The sequence below is a fragment of the Corynebacterium sp. CTNIH16 genome (genome assembly GCF_032821655.1).
GTDB lineage: Bacteria > Actinomycetota > Actinomycetes > Mycobacteriales > Mycobacteriaceae > Corynebacterium > Corynebacterium marquesiae.
This window is the reverse complement of record NZ_JAVBIG010000005.1, coordinates 39,989-56,483: the sequence shown is the minus strand read 5'-3', so window position 1 is coordinate 56,483 and position 16,495 is coordinate 39,989. Positions and strand designations below refer to the sequence as shown.

The 16,495-nt window shown below is 58.8% G+C and carries 16 protein-coding genes; 6 read left to right on the top strand and 10 right to left on the bottom strand.

The window, feature by feature from the left end:
• Nucleotides 1-14: 14 nt before the first annotated feature.
• From RAE04_RS06135 to glpX, 4 genes are all read right to left on the bottom strand, one after another.
• Nucleotides 15-1,583 (bottom strand): MDR family MFS transporter, encoded by a 1,569-nt coding sequence (locus RAE04_RS06135; RefSeq protein ID WP_317026768.1) that lies wholly within the window; start codon nucleotides 1,581-1,583, stop codon nucleotides 15-17.
• Nucleotides 1,577-2,200: a TetR/AcrR family transcriptional regulator gene (locus RAE04_RS06130; RefSeq protein WP_317026767.1), complete on the bottom strand. Its 624-nt coding sequence runs from the start codon at nucleotides 2,198-2,200 to the stop codon at nucleotides 1,577-1,579. Before RAE04_RS06130 ends, RAE04_RS06135 begins: the two co-directional genes overlap by 7 nt.
• A 174-nt stretch (nucleotides 2,201-2,374) precedes the next feature.
• Nucleotides 2,375-3,775 carry a class II fumarate hydratase gene (locus RAE04_RS06125; protein WP_005323592.1) on the bottom strand — a complete coding sequence of 467 codons (1,401 nt, stop codon included), beginning with the start codon at nucleotides 3,773-3,775 and terminating at the stop codon, nucleotides 2,375-2,377.
• An 85-nt stretch (nucleotides 3,776-3,860) separates the two neighbouring features.
• On the bottom strand, nucleotides 3,861-4,874 hold the full coding sequence (gene glpX, locus RAE04_RS06120) for a class II fructose-bisphosphatase (RefSeq protein WP_317026766.1): 1,014 nt from the start codon (nucleotides 4,872-4,874) through the stop codon (nucleotides 3,861-3,863).
• A 188-nt stretch (nucleotides 4,875-5,062) separates the two neighbouring features.
• Here glpX and RAE04_RS06115 point away from each other — a divergent pair, with 188 nt between their 5' ends.
• On the top strand, nucleotides 5,063-5,632 hold the full coding sequence (locus RAE04_RS06115; RefSeq protein WP_317026765.1) for a DUF4245 domain-containing protein: 570 nt from the start codon (nucleotides 5,063-5,065) through the stop codon (nucleotides 5,630-5,632).
• Here RAE04_RS06115 and RAE04_RS06110 read toward each other — a convergent pair.
• From RAE04_RS06110 to xseA, 3 genes are read right to left on the bottom strand one after another with little or no spacing between them, the layout of a single operon-like run.
• Complete coding sequence (locus RAE04_RS06110) at nucleotides 5,616-5,984, bottom strand: hypothetical protein (RefSeq protein WP_049378466.1); 369 nt, start codon at nucleotides 5,982-5,984, stop codon at nucleotides 5,616-5,618. The two genes, RAE04_RS06115 and RAE04_RS06110, sit on opposite strands and share 17 nt — an antisense overlap.
• Entirely contained in the window at nucleotides 5,984-6,253 is a 270-nt protein-coding gene (locus tag RAE04_RS06105) for an exodeoxyribonuclease VII small subunit (RefSeq protein WP_005327444.1), read from the bottom strand. The genes RAE04_RS06110 and RAE04_RS06105 overlap by 1 nt, the downstream gene beginning before the upstream one ends.
• A gap of 21 nt (nucleotides 6,254-6,274) precedes the next feature.
• On the bottom strand, nucleotides 6,275-7,516 hold the full coding sequence (xseA, locus tag RAE04_RS06100) for an exodeoxyribonuclease VII large subunit (RefSeq protein WP_238801620.1): 1,242 nt from the start codon (nucleotides 7,514-7,516) through the stop codon (nucleotides 6,275-6,277).
• 141 nt (nucleotides 7,517-7,657) lie between these two features.
• Between xseA and RAE04_RS06095 the strand changes: the two genes are divergently transcribed.
• The gene (locus RAE04_RS06095; RefSeq protein WP_317026764.1) at nucleotides 7,658-8,608 is read left to right on the top strand and encodes a 4-hydroxy-3-methylbut-2-enyl diphosphate reductase; all 951 of its coding nucleotides are present in this window, start codon (nucleotides 7,658-7,660) and stop codon (nucleotides 8,606-8,608) included.
• Between the two features lie 65 nt (nucleotides 8,609-8,673).
• Here the strand turns inward: RAE04_RS06095 and RAE04_RS06090 are convergent, their stop codons facing one another.
• The 3 genes from RAE04_RS06090 to RAE04_RS06080 form a co-directional block, all read right to left on the bottom strand.
• Nucleotides 8,674-9,477, bottom strand: a complete 804-nt coding sequence (locus RAE04_RS06090; RefSeq protein WP_317026763.1) for a DUF6542 domain-containing protein — start codon at nucleotides 9,475-9,477, stop codon at nucleotides 8,674-8,676.
• 62 nt (nucleotides 9,478-9,539) lie between these two features.
• Complete coding sequence (locus tag RAE04_RS06085) at nucleotides 9,540-10,610, bottom strand: DNA recombination protein RmuC (RefSeq protein WP_317026762.1); 1,071 nt, start codon at nucleotides 10,608-10,610, stop codon at nucleotides 9,540-9,542.
• 36 nt (nucleotides 10,611-10,646) lie between these two features.
• Entirely contained in the window at nucleotides 10,647-12,116 is a 1,470-nt protein-coding gene (locus RAE04_RS06080) for an AI-2E family transporter (protein ID WP_317026761.1), read from the bottom strand.
• Nucleotides 12,117-12,163: 47 nt separating this feature from the next.
• Between RAE04_RS06080 and ychF the strand changes: the two genes are divergently transcribed.
• The 4 genes from ychF (at nucleotide 12,164) to RAE04_RS06060 (ending at nucleotide 16,469) form a co-directional block, all read left to right on the top strand.
• Nucleotides 12,164-13,249 (top strand): redox-regulated ATPase YchF, encoded by a 1,086-nt coding sequence (ychF, locus tag RAE04_RS06075; protein WP_179386300.1) that lies wholly within the window; start codon nucleotides 12,164-12,166, stop codon nucleotides 13,247-13,249.
• A gap of 127 nt (nucleotides 13,250-13,376) precedes the next feature.
• The gene (locus RAE04_RS06070) at nucleotides 13,377-13,910 is read left to right on the top strand and encodes a type 1 glutamine amidotransferase domain-containing protein (protein ID WP_238801624.1); all 534 of its coding nucleotides are present in this window, start codon (nucleotides 13,377-13,379) and stop codon (nucleotides 13,908-13,910) included.
• Between the two features lie 227 nt (nucleotides 13,911-14,137).
• Entirely contained in the window at nucleotides 14,138-15,049 is a 912-nt protein-coding gene (locus tag RAE04_RS06065; protein ID WP_317026760.1) for a cation diffusion facilitator family transporter, read from the top strand.
• A gap of 514 nt (nucleotides 15,050-15,563) precedes the next feature.
• Nucleotides 15,564-16,469: a PRC and DUF2382 domain-containing protein gene (locus tag RAE04_RS06060; RefSeq protein WP_317026759.1), complete on the top strand. Its 906-nt coding sequence runs from the start codon at nucleotides 15,564-15,566 to the stop codon at nucleotides 16,467-16,469.
• Nucleotides 16,470-16,495: the final 26 nt, after the last annotated feature.

Genomic DNA, 16,495 nt, shown 5'->3' with positions numbered 1-16,495 from the left:
AGGTGACAGTAACATTAGTCAATCGTTTCCTTCAGTCGCTCCTCGCGCAGCGGCAGGAGGAGGACGAGGGCGACGATAACCAGCGGAACCATCAGGGCGATGACCGGGGTCAGGCCGTCATTATAGGAGTTGAGGATTGCTTCCTCGATGGGCTGAGGGAAGGAGGCAACCAAATCCGGGGTGAGGCTATTGGCACCGCCGTCAGCATCGCCGAACTTCTCTGCATAGGCGGCACCCTCCGGGCCCATCTTCTGGAAAGCCTCCGGCATGCGGGCGGCCATCTCATCCTTCATATTGTGGATGAACATGGAGCCAACCAGGGAAGCGCCCAGTGCAGAACCGATCTGGCGGAAGAAGTTATTCGCCGCGGTAGCTGTACCCACCTGGGACAGTGGGAAGGAGTTCTGGACGATGAGCACGAGGACCTGGATAACCATGCCCAAGCCGATGCCGAAGACCAGGAACTCGCAGCCAAGCTGCTTCAGGGAGGTCTCCACGGTTAGGTGAGACATCCAGAACAACGCACCAGCAGTAATTGCCAGGCCGATGATGGGGTAGACTTTGTAGTGACCGGTGCGGGCGATGATAAAGCCTACGCCAGTGGAGGTACCGATAAGGCCCACCATCATCGGGATCATCATGAGACCCGCCTTGGTTGGGGTCAGGGTATGCACCATCTGCAGATAGGTTGGCATGTAGCCCAGAACGCCGAACATTGCCAGGCCAAGTACCACGCCGGAGAGGGTGGTCAGGGCCATGTTGCGGTTCTTGAACAGGCGGACCGGGATGAGAGGTTCTTTAGCGCGCAGCTCCACCAGGACGGTGATAATGGCGCCAATGATGGTGATGGCACCCAAGGTGAGGATCATGGAAGAGCCCCAGTCGTACTCGGTGCCACCCCAGGTGGTCATGAGGATAAGGGAAGCGGTAGTAATCGCGATGAAGGTGGCGCCGAGCCAGTCAAAGCGCTTCATATCGGCATCACCCACGCGCAGGTGCAGCACTAGGGTGCACACGATAATGGCGAGGATACCCAGCGGGATGTTCATCCACATTCCCCAGCGCCAGCCTGGGCCGTCGGTAAACCAGCCGCCGAGGACGGGGCCGAGAACCGAGGACAGGCCAAAGACGCCGCCCATGATGCCCATGAACTTGCCGCGCTCACGGGAGGAGGTCACCTCGGCGATGATGGACTGGGAGGAAATCATCATAAAACCTGCGCCAAAGCCCTGTACAGCGCGGGCGATGATCAGCAGCGCCATGGAGTTAGCAAAGCCACCGAGGGTGGAGCCCACGACGAAGATGGCGATACCGCCGATGTAGAGCCACTTGCGGCCCAGCATGTCACCCAGCTTGCCGGAAATAGGCATGGCGATGGTCATGGTGACAAGGAAGGCGGAGATGACCCAGCTCATGTGGTCGACGCCGCCGAGCTCACCAACGATGGTGGGGAGAGCGGAAGAGAAGATCATTTGGCCCAAGGAGCTCATCAGCATGGTGAGCATCAGGGCCGAGAAAATAAGCCCGAGGTTATCGGCGCGGGTTTTGCCCTGGGAAGGGGCCTCAGCAGCCGTATCTACCATCGCATTCCTTTCATAAAATCTGTTATTAGCGTGAGGGAAGTATCGAGACGCGCGCCGAGGTCTAGGCTGCAATCTGCATCCGGGGAGGCCATCGCCAACCACAGTGCCTCACGGACGAGGCCGGCGATGAGCATCGCCTCGGTGCTGGAAGAGCAGCTGTCGAGGACGCGAAGCTCCGGTTCTTTGTTAAGGCGCTCTTCAACGAGATCGATGAGCTCAATGGATTTTGCTCGCTTCCGGCTGATTGCCGCTGCTGCTGCATCTGGATCATTGGAGATGCGCTTGCGGCGATCCCGGATGGTCGGGTTGATGTGGTGGCCTTCCATATGCTGTCTGACCAGCTGGAGGACGAGGTCTACCATGCTGGTCGTTGGCTCATTGAGGAAGAACTCCCGCATCTCTTCCGTAAACTCGGTGCTTGGAGCGCCCAAAACGGCGGATTCCTTGGAATCGAAGTAATTGAAGAAGGTGCGCCGAGAAATACCGGCTACTTCGCAGATACGCTCAATGGTGACCGCGCTGAAGGATTGTTCATCCACCAGTTTTGTGGCGGCATCCTCTATGCGCAGGCGCGTCTCGAGGCGTTTCTGCTCGCGTAGTGATAGTTCTTCTTGCACGCCATGCAACTTTACACTCGGTGCAAACTTGCACCAAGTGCAAAAGTGGTGATTTTAGAGGTGCGTTTCCTCTAATGTGTGCTATGCCATAGCGCTTGCCGACGCCCCCTTACCCCCAGACATGCAAAACCCCGCCCGAGTCCTGCCCGGGCGGGGAAGCGGTGCGGCGATTACTTAGAAGTTATCGCGGTCGCGGTTAGTCATGCTCAGCACGTTGAGGCGCTTATCCAGCTCTTCCTCGGTGAGGTTTTCGCCGTCGACGAAACCCAAGTCAATAACGGCTTGGCGGACGGTGATCTTCTCGTGCAGGGCGTGCTTTGCTGCCTTTGCTGCGTTCTCGTAGCCGATGGCAGAGTTGAGCGGGGTCACGATGGAGGTGGAAGACTCCGCAAAGTGCTTCATGCGCTCCTCGTTGGCCTCGATGTGATCAATGCACTTATCAGCGAAGACGCGGGAAGCATTAGCCAGCAGACGAGCGGACTCGAGCACGTTGCGCGCCATCATCGGGATGAAGACGTTGAGCTCGAAGTGGCCCTGGGCGCCGCCGAAGGCAACTGCGGCATCATTGCCCACCACCTGGCCAGCCACCATGGTGACGGCCTCCGGAATGACGGGGTTGACCTTACCCGGCATGATGGAAGAACCTGGCTGCAGGTCCTTCAGGTGAATCTCTGCCAGGCCGGTCAGGGGGCCGGATCCCATCATGCGCAGGTCATTGGCAATCTTATTGAGGGATACGGCAACCGAGCGCATGGCGCCGGAGAATTCCACCAAGCCATCGCGGGCAGCCTGGGCCTCAAAGTGGTTTTCCGCTTCCTTCAGTTCCTTCACGCCGGTCAGCTTCTTAAGCTCCTCGGTGACCTTGGCGCCGAAGTCGGCGGAGGTGTTCAAGCCGGTGCCGGTGGCGGTACCGCCGATGGCCAGCTCGCCCAGACGCGGCAGGGTGGCCTCGATGCGTTCGATACCCAACTCGATCTGGCGGGCGTAGCCGCCGAATTCCTGGCCCAGGGTAACCGGGGTGGCATCCATCAGGTGGGTGCGGCCGGCCTTGACCACATCAGCGAATTCCTTGGCCTTCTTGGTCAAGGACTCGTGGAGGACCTTCAGGCCCGGGATGAGGTCATTAACGGCAGCTTCCGTAGCAGCCACGTGCGTAGCGGTGGGGAAGGTGTCATTGGAAGACTGGCCCATGTTTACGTGGTCATTCGGGTGAATTTCCACGCCATTGTTATGCGCCAAGGAGGCGATGACCTCATTGGTGTTCATATTGGATGAGGTGCCGGAACCGGTCTGGAAAACGTCGATAGGGAAGGCATCGTTATGCTTGCCCTCGGCGATTTCGGTAGCGGCGGCAATAATGGCATCGGCCTTATCTGCATCCAGCTTGCCGGAATCCTTATTTACCTGGGCGCAGGCTGCCTTGAGCAGGCCAAGAGCGCGAATCTGCGCATTTTCCAGGCCACGGCCGGAAATAGGGAAGTTGTCCACTGCGCGCTGGGTTTGTGCACGCCACAGGGCATCTGCGGGAACCTTTACTTCGCCCATTGTGTCATGTTCAATGCGGTATTCAGTCATGTGAAGATCACCTCAGTTAATTGGGGGGTGTGTGCTATCCAGTATGGCGGAGAACTACCAGGAGGGCCGCCTTCGGGGGTGAACCCTAGTTTTTGGTCGGGGTGGTGTAATCCACTACGGAATACTCCTGCAGCTTAGATAGCTTATGGATGGAGTCGATGTAGCGGATGGTGCCGGACTTGGAACGCATAACCAGGGAGCGGGTAGTAGCGCCGGAATTGCGGTAGGAAACACCGCGCAGCATGTCACCATTGGTCACGCCGGTGGCAGCGAAGTAGCAGTTTTCGGAGGAGACCAGATCGGTAGTGGTAAGGACGCGGTCCAAATCATGGCCGGCTGCACGGGCCTTTTCTGCTTCCTCTTCATCCTTCGGCCACAGCTTGCCCTGGATTTCGCCGCCCATGCAGCGCATAGCGCAGGCGGTGATGATGCCTTCTGGAGTGCCGCCGATGCCCATCATCATGTCGATGGAGTTCGAATCCTGGCAGGTGGCGATGGCGCCGGCTACGTCGCCATCCATGATGAGGCGTACCTTGGCGCCAGCGGCGCGAATTTCAGAGATGAGCTGCTCATGGCGTGGGCGGTCAAGGACCACCACGGTCAGATCTTCAGGGCGAATATTCTTCGCTTTGGCCACGGAGTCGATGTTCCACTCCACGGACTCGTTGATGTCGATAGCGCCGACTGCTTCTGGGCCAACAGCAATCTTTTCCATGTAGAAGACTGCGGAAGGGTCATACATGGTTCCGCGCTCTGCGGCCGCGATGACGGAGATAGCGTTGGGGCGGCCTTCTGCCATCAAACGGGTACCGTCGACTGGGTCTACGGCGATATCCATGGCGGCACCCTCGCCGGTGCCTACCTCTTCGCCGTTAAAGAGCATGGGGGCCTCATCCTTTTCGCCCTCACCAATGACAACGACGCCGTTCATCGCTACGGAATTGATGAGCTTGCGCATGGCGTCGACCGCCGCGCCATCGCCCTCATTCTTCTGGCCGCGGCCTACCCAACGGCCGGAAGCGAGTGCTGCTGCCTCGGTGACACGAACCAGTTCCATTGCCAGGTTGCGGTCAGGAAGATAAGACGTATTTTCGGACATGTGTAGTGGTTGCCTTCCATAGTTTTCTCATCGAGGGGTGTTCCCCTTGATGCTCTACCTTTCCATTCTCGCACTTTTTTGCTCTAATGGGTTCGATTTTGCGCCCCATTTGTGGGGGATTGACAGATCTTTTTTGGGAAAAGGGGCCGTGTGGCTTTTTGAAAGCAGGCCGTGCGATACTAAGGCGCGTGGCTGCAGAAGAAAGACCAAAGATTTTTGAAGGCGCGAAGGACATCTCCCTGTCCCTCGCCGTCGTGGTGATTATGATGCTGCTCGCCGTGGGAGCGACCGGCCTGTGTTCAATTAACTCCGAAACCCAGCAGGGAGCGGTGCAGGAAGTGGATGAACAAACCTTCCTAGACACCCAAGCCCGCGCAGGGGTCGGTGCAATTCGCAATCCCGAAATGCCAGAGGGTTGGGAGGCCAATGCTGCCCGCCGCGTCGATATGGGCGGCGAGAACGCCACCGTGGTCAGTTGGGTGACCGCTGACCAAGGGTTTGTGGAGTCTACGCAAACGCAGGTCGCGGCCGATAAGGCAGGCGAGACGTACGACGCCGACTACCGCGGCATTGAATCCGCCCGCGAGGTCAAGGGGCACCAAGTGCGGGTGCTAGAAAGCGACGATGATTCCGTGCGCCGCCTGTGGGTTACGGATTTGGGCGATGCCCGCCTCATCATTTCCGGCGCTGCGGACGACAGTGACTTTGAGGCTGCTACCGCTGCGTTTATCGACGCCGCACCTATAGCCGAAAAATAACCTCGCCCAAGCCTTCTTCCGCGGCGGTGGCGCTAAGACCGTCGCCGGCCTGGGCAATAACCTCCGCCAAAGCCTCCGCATCCAGGCCGCTGAGGCGTGTCTTTCCGGCAAAGACATCGATGCGTTCACGCTGCGAGCGCTGCGGGTAAATAGCAATCTCGCGTACTTTGTCGTCCGTAAAGCGCAGCACCACGGATCGGGAGAAGTAGCTCACCTCATTATCGTCGCGGGTGTGTGCAGGACCGAAGAATTCTTCTACGAAATCTCGGGAATCGCCCGCCATAATGGAACCGGCGGCCGCGGATTTCGACACAAAATCCACGCGCTCGCCTGGATAACCATAGATCTGCACTACTCGTCTCCTTCAGCGTCTGCGTCCTCGGCTTTATCGAGCGCGTCTTCCACACGCTTCGCCGCGCCGTCGAGGTGCGCCTCGCACGCACGGGCAAGGGCCTCGCCGCGCTCCCAATACTTTAGCGACTCATCCAAGCCCATCTGCCCAAGCTCGAGAATCTTCACGGTCTCAATAAGCTCATCGCGGGCTTGCTCATAGCTCAATTCTTCTACTGGGGTGAAAGCATCCTGGCCTGGCTGGCCGGTACCAATGGTGTCATCGGACATGATTTTCTCCTCGGTTGGTGATTAATCGGCGGCCTGGGAGGCCATAGAAACTGCGGTAATAGAGCCATCGCCCACTCGAATGCGCAGTTGAGCGCCAGGCGGGGATTGCTTATAAGAGGTGACAACCTCGGGCCCGGAACCGTCCTTGGGTACTACCTGGACAATGGAGTATCCGCGGGCGAGAGTCGCCGACGGTCCCAACGCCGATACGCGGGCGCGCAGCGATTCCACGTGGCGCGTTTCCCGCTCCACCATGACTTCAATTTCTCGCCGCATGGTAGCGCGGGTTCGCTCCACCTCCTCGCGGCGCGCACGGATAGGGGTCATCGGGTCTGCCATGACAGGCCGGGAACGAATATTGTCGAGGCCGCGACGTTCCCTTTCCACCCAGCCGCGCAGCGCGGCCGCCATGCGAGAGCGAGCCTCTGCGACGATGGCGCGTTCCTCGGCCACAGAGGGCACGACGCGTTTTGCGGCGTCGGTAGGCGTGGCGGCGCGCAGGTCGGCGACGTTATCGAGCACTGGGCTATCGGGCTCGTGGCCAATGGCAGAGACTACCGGGGTGCCGGCCGCTGCCACTGCGCGCTGCAGTGCTTCTTCCGAGAAGGGCAGCAGATCTTCCACGGAGCCGCCGCCACGGGCGATGATGATGACGTCCACCTCAGGATCCGCATCAAGCTGCTGGAGCGCATCAATAACCTCAGGTACGGTATTCGCACCCTGAACCGCGGTATTGAGGACGCGGAATTGCACCGCCGGCCAGCGGTCATGGGCTACCGCCATCACATCCCGCTCTGCAGCAGAACCACGGCCGGTAATCAGCCCAATTTTGTGCGGCAGGTAGGGGAGAGGTCGCTTGCGTGCGGGATCGAAAAGGCCTTCAGCAGCTAGCTGTTGGCGCAGCTTTTCAATGCGAGCAAGCAGATCGCCAATGCCCACATGACGAATTTCGGTGGTCCACAGTGAAAAGGATCCGCGTCCAGCGTAAAAGGCGGGCTTACCGTGGACAATGACGCGGTCGCCGTCTTTCAGCGGTGCTGACAATGACTGCAACATCGATGATGGGCAAGTCAATTGCACGGACTTTTCCTGCTGTACGTCACGCAGAGTGAGGTAGGACAGCTTCCAGGTGGGCTTGAAGTTAATTTGGGTCAACTGACCCTCTACCCACAGGTAACCCAGGCGCTCGATCCAGCCCTTGACTTGGTCATTGACCTTGCCAACGGGCCAGGGAGTATCCGGAGTATTTGCCGGTTGATTCACACAGCCTCCCTTTCTTCAGTCTGCCGTGTTCTTCCGTCTAGTTTAGGGGCCAGCGCGGTCTATTGCCCCGCTCGGGGTAGCCAGAAAGGTGACGTTAGGCCTCACTATTGTTTTGCGTAGTGTTTCGATACTCTGGGAGCCATGACTGATGGTAAAAATGTTCTCCTCGCGGCCCCGCGCGGATACTGCGCAGGCGTGGACCGCGCGGTCGAGACCGTAGAAAAGGCGCTGGAAAAGTACGGCGCGCCCATTTATGTACGCAAACAAATCGTGCACAACCGTTACGTCGTAGAATCTCTGGCAGACCGCGGCGTCATCTTCGTCAACGAGGCCTCTGAGGCACCAGAAGGCGCCCACCTAGTCTTCTCCGCCCACGGTATTTCCCCTGCCGTGCGCGCAGAAGCAACGCAGCGCAAGCAGCTTACTTTGGACGCCACCTGCCCATTGGTTACCAAGGTGCACAAGGAAGCCCAGCGCTTCCAACGCGATGGCTACCATATCCTCTTGGTTGGCCACGAAGGCCACGAAGAAGTAGAAGGCACCGCCGGCGAGGCACCTGAGGTCACCCACCTCGTGGATGGCGTCGGGGGCGTCGCCAAGCTGCCAGAGTTCCTGCAGGATGAGAAGCTTATCTGGCTGTCCCAGACCACGCTATCGGTGGATGAGACCATCACCATTGTCAATAAGCTGCGCGAGCGCTTCCCGCACTTGGAGAACCCGCCTTCAGACGATATTTGCTACGCCACCCAAAACCGCCAAGAATCCGTCAAGGCCATCGCCCCACAGTGCGACCTGATGATTGTGGTGGGCTCTAAGAACTCTTCTAACTCGGTGCGCTTGGTTGAGGTGGCGCTTGAGGCAGGCGCCAAGACTTCCCACCTCGTGGATTTTGCCAAGGAAATCGACGAATCTTGGTTGGAAGGCGTCCAGACGGTCGGCGTAACCTGCGGTGCTTCGGTACCTGAGTTGCTGGTACGCGAAGTACTGGAGTTCTTGGACGAGCGCGGTTATAGCGACGTAGAACAGGTAACGACCTCTACCGAGACGATTACCTTCGCCCTGCCGCGCGACCTGCGCCCAGCACGCACCTAAGTAGCGTTTGCCTATACGGCAGTCAAAACGGAAGAAAGGCCCAGAAACGGGCCTTTCTTTTTGCTTTAGTCCTCGTCGTAGAGGTTATCGTCCCAACCTTGCTTGGGCTGTTCCTTCTGCTGCTGAGATGCCGGAACGGAATCGCCAGCGCGCCGGACTGGATCCGGGCGCAGTGGATTGTCGCGTTCCTCTTGTTGCATTCGGCGACGCTCTTCACGGTCGCGACCACGTAGACGATCCTTGGGCGCGGGGCGTGACTTCTTCAGCGTGTGCGAGGCGCGGGCGCGCTGCGGAGCGGCTTGAGACTGCTTGGAGTTCTTTGCCGGTCTATCGCGAGCCATCAAATCTGCAACCGATAGGCGTTGCTCGCGGTTGCGTCGGTCTTGTTCGGCGTCGGCACGGCGGGAAGCGGTTTCTATTTCGGCGGTGCGCTTGGCCGTCTTGCGGAAGCGCGCCCAGCGCAGCCAGGCGATGATTGCCGCGCCCACCAAGGCAATAAGGAGCCACAGGAACTTCTGGACAAGGGGGAAAGCCGCGGTGACGATCGCCGTCTTGGAAAACGCCGATGCGCCCTCTGGCAAGTTGGCCTTGGTGATAAAGAAACCGGCCACGACCACCGTTATGGCATACACAATGGGGATAGAAGCCACGGTGAGGAAAAGACCCCGCTCTTCTACGATGAGCGCCACCAGCAGTGAGCCGACGACAAGGAACGCGAGGTAAGCCCACCCGATGGAACCCATCAGAATGGAAATAAACGCGCCGGTGAGCAAGAGTGCCGCGAGCAGCCCAAGGCCCTTGCCCAGCGCGATGCTGGGGAGACCGGAGCTTTGGGCGGCGGAGGACTTTCTTTGCTTGGCTTGTGACACGTCGGAAGATCCTACCGGTTGCCGCCGGCCTATGGCTATTTCCACGCACGAAAGCAGCGGATTTATAGTGCCGAATTTTCGCGTGGCCACGTATCAATAGGCAAGGGCTCCCGCGGGGTGCGATCCGTGCGGCCCGGGATATCCATCTCATGCAATTTGCGGGCGGTGACGCCCACGCGGGAATCGAGCGAGGAAAGCGTGGCGTTATAAGCTTCGACTGCCTTTTCCAGGTTATGGCCCACCTTTCCGTAGTGATCAGAAAGCGTATTCAGGCGCGTATACAGTTCGCGCCCCAAGCGCTGGACCTCCTTTGCCTTGGCGGAAATATCTTCCTGGTGCCACCCCATGGCCACCGTGCGCAAGAGCGCAAAAAGCGAGCTGGGGGTGGCGATAACTACATTGCGTTCAAAGGCGTACTCGATAAGTTCTGGGTCCACCGATAATGCAGCATCAAGGAAGGGGTCTGCGGGAACGAAGAGGATGACGAACTCGGGCGTTGGTTGAAACGCCTCAATATAATCCTTCTGCGATAGTGCCTGGACGTGGCCGCGCATTAAATGCGCGTGGCGGCGGAGGAAGCCGGCGTGCTCTTCCGGGTCATCGGTTTCTAGGGCGTCAAGGTAAGAGGTAAAAGGAACCTTGGCATCGACGATGATGTGGCGGCCACCGGCCAAATTGATGAGCATGTCAGGGCGGACGACGCGTCCGCCCAATGGGGCGGAGACCTGGCAATCAAAGTCCACGTGTTTGGTCATACCGCCGAGCTCAACCACGCGCTCCAATTGCACCTCGCCCCAACGGCCACGCACATTGGGTGAGCGCAAAGCGGTCACTAGTTTGTCGGTGCGTTCGGTCAAGCGGGAGGAGGTGCGGGCCACCGCTTGCACCTGGCTGGAGAGGGAGGCGAGCAGCGCGGTGCGGTCTTCCTCAATTTCTTGGAGCTGAAATCCCAAGCGGTCCATGGCCTTTTCTAGCGGTTGGAGTTCGGCTTGGCGGCGCTGCGAGTCTTGCAGCGCGCGGTGCTCGGCGCTCGGCGCGGAGCGCGTAGCGAAGTAAGAATGGGCTAACCAGCCCATTACCGCGCCGAGGATGAGGCCGATAAAAAGTAGCAGCACGGGCAAAGTGGAAGTCATGGCTTCCAGCATGGCACGCGCCGCCGACACGACTCACTATTTTTTCGAATCTCCGTTCAACAGGCCTTCGAAGGCATCGCGGGCGCGGCGCAGGTTTGCGCGCATGCCGGGCTTTTCATGCTCCTTGGGGGTGGATTCCACATTGAGGGCGGCGTCGAGGGAAGTGGAATCGCCGTCCGCGGAGACGTCGGCAAACGCGCCTTCTGGGGCTGCATAGTCCGGCATCTTGAGCCATGCCTCGCGCTTATAACGCCCTTGGTCTTCGGTGTAGCGGCCGATGAGATAACCAGCCACGGTAGAAAAGTCCAGATCCGCGGCGGTCTTTTCGCCCGACTGCAGCTTCATCATGTCTTGGCCGTAGCGGTAGGCCACCGCAAACATCGCGGCCGCCGGAACCGCGAGGAAGCCACCTATCAGTCCAAAGAGAGCCGAGCCTACCGTTACGGAAACCAGGACGATGACCGGGTGCAGGTCCATGGCCTTGGACTGCAGCCAGGGCGAGAGGACATTGCCTTCCAACTGCTGGACCAGCAACACTAGGCCGAGGACGAGCAGAGCCTTGGTGACGCCAAGGGAGACCAACGCGATGGTGACGGAGAGGGCGCCGGCCACGATCGCGCCGACGAAAGGAATGAAGCCCGCGATAAAGGTGATGATCGCCAAAGCCATGGCCAGCGGAACGCCGATAAGGGCGAGGCCGATGCCGATAAAGACGGCGTCGACAAGCGAGACAACTGCTTGCGCGCGAATGAAGCCGCCCAGCGTATTCCAGGCGCGAGTAAGCAGCTCAGTAAGGTGCCAGCCGGCGCGCTTGCCCGTGGCATCGCGCAGCCAAGGAAGGAACTTGGCGCCGTCCTTCAGGAAGAAGAAGGTCAGCACCAACACGATGAAGAGCGTGACCAAGATGGACGTGGCGGTGCCGATGCCGGTAAAGACCGAGCCTGCGATGGCGCCGGCACGTTGCTGCAGCCAAGACGCCGCCTCGTCGATGTAGCTACTCATGTCATCGCTATCGAGGTTAAGCGGTGGGCCCTGGGCCCAGAGCTGCAGGCGTTGGATGCCGGAGACCGTCTGTAAATACAGTGACCGGGATTGCCGCATGAAATCTGGGGCAACAAACGCAATGAGGCCGCCAACAGCCGTGAAAGAAACCAAAATGGTTACGGCGGCCGCCAACGCGGCGGGAAGGCCAATGTTTCGCAGCTTCTTCGCCACCGGCGCCAGAACGGTGCAAATAATAAGGGCCAAAAGCACCGGCAAAAGGCCCTGCCAGAAGTTACCTAGCAAACGGTAGAGGGCGTAGAGGAAAACGCAGATGATGAGCAGCCGAACGGCCCATAGGGAGGCGGCCTTAACCACCTCGCCGGCGATGACGGAGCGGTCTACCTGATCACCTGGTGGATGTGGGGATACATCCTCCAGCTTGCTGGTGTCGAAGCTTTCATCAAACTTATCGCCCAAGCCCGTTTGGGGGTCATCGGGCAGCGGTTGGCTATCAGAATTCACCCCACCATCTTGCCTTAAAAGAAGGCGGGTGCGTTAGGATTGGCCCCGTGAGTCTTACACTAGGAATCGTCGGCCTGCCCAATGTGGGCAAGTCCACTTTGTTTAATGCCCTGACCCGTTCCGAGATCCTGGCGGCGAACTACCCGTTTGCCACCATCGAGCCCAACGTGGGCCTGGTGGAGCTGCCGGATTCCCGCTTGACCCAACTGGCGGAGATGTTTAACTCTGAGCGCATCCTTCCTGCCACCGTGTCCTTCGTGGACATTGCCGGCATCGTCTCCGGCGCTTCGCAGGGTGAAGGTATGGGCAACGCCTTCCTAGCCAATATCCGCGAGGCAGACGCCATTTGCCAGGTAGTGCGCGCCTTCTCTGATGACAATGTCATTCACGTCGATGGCAAGGTGGACCCGCGCAACGATATCTCCGTTATTAATACCGAGCTCATTCTTGCGGATCTCCAGACCATCGAAAAGGCCCTGCCGCGCCTGGAAAAGGATGCGCGCAAGAATAAGGATTTGGCCGCCGAGGTGGAAGCAACCAAGAAGGCCCAGGAGATTCTGGAAGATGATCGCACCCTCTTCGCCGCAGCGAAGGAGGGCGAGATTGACCTCGCCCTCGTGCGCGATCTGCACCTGATGACGGCTAAGCCCTTCCTCTATGTCTTCAATTCGGATGAAGCAGTGCTTACCGACGACGCTAAGAAGGAAGAACTCCGCCAGCTCGTCGCCCCGGCTGAGGCCGTATTCCTCGATGCGCAGACCGAAACCGAGCTGCTCGAGCTAGAAGAAGACGAAGCCCGCGAGTTGCTCGAGGCCGTAGGCCAAGATGAGCCGGGCCTAGCCACCCTGGCTAAGGCAGGATTTGCCACCTTGGGGCTGCAGACCTACCTCACCGCCGGGGAGAAGGAGGCCCGTGCGTGGACCATTAAGCAGGGCTCTGCCGCACCGCAGGCAGCTGGAGTCATCCACACCGATTTTGAAAAGAAGTTCATTAAGGCCGAGATCGTTTCCTTCGATGACCTTGTAGCCGCTGGCTCCATGGCTGAGGCCCGTGCGCATGGCAAGGTCCGCCAAGAGGGTAAGGACTACATCATGCAGGACGGCGATGTATGCGACTTTAAGATCGGCGGCTAATTCCAGCCGGTCTGAGCTTGGTTTTGGCGGTGGGCGAGGGGCTTGTCCGCAGAAGCGAAAAGAAGGTAGCGAAGACGAAACTTCCGCGTTACTGTGGGCGGCGCACCCGAACAAAGGAGGTTGCAACATGGCTGAACTAGATAACAAGACCATTGCCATCATCGCTACCGATGGCTTCGAAGACTCTGAGCTGACCTCCCCGTTGGAGGCCGTGAAGAACGCCGGCGCTACCGTGCGTGTCCTCGCCCCAGAGGCCGGCACCATTACCGGCAAGAAGGGTACGGAAATTTCCGTTGACGCCGCTACCGCTGACTCCACTGGCGAGTCTTTCGACGGCATTATTCTGCCTGGCGGCACCGATAACGCCGACCTCATCCGCTTGGATAAGGCTGCGGTGGAAATCGTGCGCAACCACATGAGCAAGGATCTGCCGCTCGGCGCCATCTGCCACGGCGCATGGATCCTGGCTGATGCTGAAGCCCTCAAGGGCCGCACCCTGACGTCCTTCCCGTCCCTGCAGACCGACCTGCGCAATGCAGGTGCCACCTGGGTAGATGAGGAAGTCCACTGCGACCAGGGCTTGGTCTCGTCCCGCACTCCAGATGACTTGCCAGCCTTTAACGCCAAGCTGGTAGAAGAGTTTGCAGAGGGCCAGCACTAAAGCTTCACGAATTTAAGCCACGGGAGTTTCCCGTGGCTTTTTTCGATCTTGCGCCGGTGTCACATGCCCTATAAAGTTAGGATTTCCAGAAGGGGAGTAGTTCCCTCGGTTAATTCCGAGATGACTGGTCGACATACTGGCGTTTAGCCCGGCCAGCCAGCGCCCGCAGTGCCCGCGGACGTGAACGAGACCTTCGGTCCGCAACCGAACCGAAGGGAGAAGTGACTATGTCCTCCATAGGATCAGAGCAGCGCATTCTTGAGCGCTTCATGCATCTATCCATCGCCGCCGCTGTGGCTACCATCATCCTCAAGGCCTTGGCCGCGTGGTTTACCGGCTCGGTGGGCTTCCTCTCTGATGCCTTCGAATCCATCGTGAATCTCGTCGCGGCCGTCGCCGGCTTTTATGCCCTCCGGATTGCCTCTAAGCCGGCCGACGATAACCACCAGTTTGGCCACGGCAAAGCCGAGTACGTTTCCGCCTTGGTAGAGGGCGCAATGATTTTTATTGCGGCCGGCATGATCGTGTACACGGCGATCCAACGCTTCTTTGTTCCGCAGCCGATTGAAGAGCCGGGCTGGGGCTTGGCGTTGTCAACGCTTTCGTCCGTGCTCAACGGCGCGGTGGGTATCGCGCTCATCCATGCAGGTAAGCGCTACCGTTCCGCCACCTTGGAGGCGGATGGGCACCATTTGCTTACCGACGTCTGGACTTCCGTCGGCGTCCTTGTCGGCATCGCCGCCGTATTCCTTACTGGCTGGTGGTGGCTGGATCCTGTAGTGGCGCTCGCAGTGGGCATCAATATCTTATGGACGGGCTATAGCCTCCTGCGCGATTCGGTGAGTAGCCTGCTTTCTGAGGCGCTTCCCGACGACGAGCGTCAGAACATTAGGCAGCTCCTAGCTCGGTTGGAGCAGGAACACTCGGTAAACTTCACGGATCGTCGCACCGTGGCCTCTGGCCGCCAGCGGTTGGTGTACCTGACCATGGAGGTGCCAGGGGAGTGGAGCGTCATGCACTCCCACGAGGTTGCAGACGCAGTGGAAATTGCCCTCGACCAGCTCTACCCAGGCTGCAGTGCGTTCATTCATGTGGAACCAGCCGGCCTGGAAAATCGACGCCCGTACCTATTCCGCTAAGGCTTAATCTTCTCAGCTTTCTGCCGACAGCTGAGGTGAATGCGCACTAGACCAATATGTGTGTAGGCCTGTTCGGGTGTACGGGCCTGTATACCGCCTGTGGATATTGGGAGAAAAGGTACACCCTCGTTTAAGAACTCTGTGGGGTAGCTGTCACCACATTTCGGGGGTGTGGTGAACAGTGGACGATTTGGAGATCGTGAAGGGGTGCGGCTAGGGCGCTGCGGGCGAGGGAATCGACATCCGGTTTCCTCGGCTCGGGTGCTTATGGTGCAGATTTTCCAATGTTATAGAACTGTTACCAACCGTTCTGAGCTGCATGAAGCTTGGCTTTGGTGAACAAAATCGAGAAAAATCTCCGCTAGCGGTCGAAAAATTTTGATTTCTCCGTATGGTGGTTGTCACAGCAATCAATTGGAGATTTTCACCCCCACAATCCATGTGGCGGGGTTAGAAAATGTCCTTTTGTTTGGTTGAAGATAGCTATACCAATAGCAGAAAGGATTTACTGACAATGGGTAAGAACATTAAGGACCTCTTTAACGCAACCGCATACGACAAGAACGGCGAGAAGCTGGGCGACGTTAACGAGGTATTCGTTGATGACCAGTCCGGCCAGCCTACCTTCGTTGAGGTTAACCACGGCCTGTTCGGCATGAACTCCAGCCTGGTTCCGCTGCGTGGACACGACTTCTCCGGCGATGATCTGAAGCTGGGCTTCTCCAAGGACCGTATCAAGGATGCTCCGGACTTCGACTCCGATAAGCCGCTGACCCCTGAGACACAGTCCGATATCTTCAAGCACTACGGTCTGGATAACGCACGCGACGTTACCGACTACAAGGATTCCAACCTTGACTCCAAGCGCGACGTTCAGGCTGGCGCTGACAAGGAACACAACCTGACCGCAGGCGCTGGCGCTGCTGGTGCAGGCGTTGCTGGTGCACATGCTGACGAGAAGAAGGCAGACACCCACACCACCGACGCTGCTGCTACCGAGCGCAAGGCTGGCGTAGCTGATGACGCTGCAGCTGCACGCACCAACAACGATGGCGAGCTCATCCGTTCCGAGGAGCAGCTCAACGTCAACAAGGAGCGCGTGGCTAGCGGTGAGGCTCGCCTGCGCAAGTACGTTGTGACTGACACCGAGAGCGTCGAGGTTCCGGTCGAGCGCGAAGAGGTTCGCGTCGAGCGCACCCCGATCAACGCTGAGGATGCCAAGAATTACGACGGCGCTATCTCCGGTGACTCCGAGGAAGCTTCCGTCACCCTGCACGAGGAGCGCGTAAACGTGAACAAGGAAACCGTTCCGGTTGAGAAGATCAACCTGAAGAAGGACACCGTTCGCGATACCGAGACTCACACCGAGGAGCTGCGCAAGGAGCAGATCGACACCGATGGTGTTGACGGCCAGAAGTAAAAGCGCATTGCGAAACGCCCGCAAGG

Bases quoted from the DNA above. Each gene is read 5' to 3' on its own strand.
- RAE04_RS06060 (WP_317026759.1), top strand. From the start codon at position 15,564: ATGGGTAAGAACATTAAGGACCTCTTTAACGCAACCGCATACGACAAG.
- RAE04_RS06065 (WP_317026760.1), top strand. From the start codon at position 14,138: ATGTCCTCCATAGGATCAGAGCAGCGCATTCTTGAGCGCTTCATGCAT.
- glpX (WP_317026766.1), bottom strand. From the start codon at position 4,874: ATGTCCGAAAATACGTCTTATCTTCCTGACCGCAACCTGGCAATGGAA.
- RAE04_RS06085 (WP_317026762.1), bottom strand. From the start codon at position 10,610: ATGACTTCCACTTTGCCCGTGCTGCTACTTTTTATCGGCCTCATCCTC.
- RAE04_RS06095 (WP_317026764.1), top strand. From the start codon at position 7,658: ATGACTGATGGTAAAAATGTTCTCCTCGCGGCCCCGCGCGGATACTGC.
- RAE04_RS06070 (WP_238801624.1), top strand. From the start codon at position 13,377: ATGGCTGAACTAGATAACAAGACCATTGCCATCATCGCTACCGATGGC.
- RAE04_RS06135 (WP_317026768.1), bottom strand. From the start codon at position 1,583: ATGGTAGATACGGCTGCTGAGGCCCCTTCCCAGGGCAAAACCCGCGCC.
- RAE04_RS06125 (WP_005323592.1), bottom strand. From the start codon at position 3,775: ATGACTGAATACCGCATTGAACATGACACAATGGGCGAAGTAAAGGTT.
- RAE04_RS06105 (WP_005327444.1), bottom strand. From the start codon at position 6,253: ATGTCCGATGACACCATTGGTACCGGCCAGCCAGGCCAGGATGCTTTC.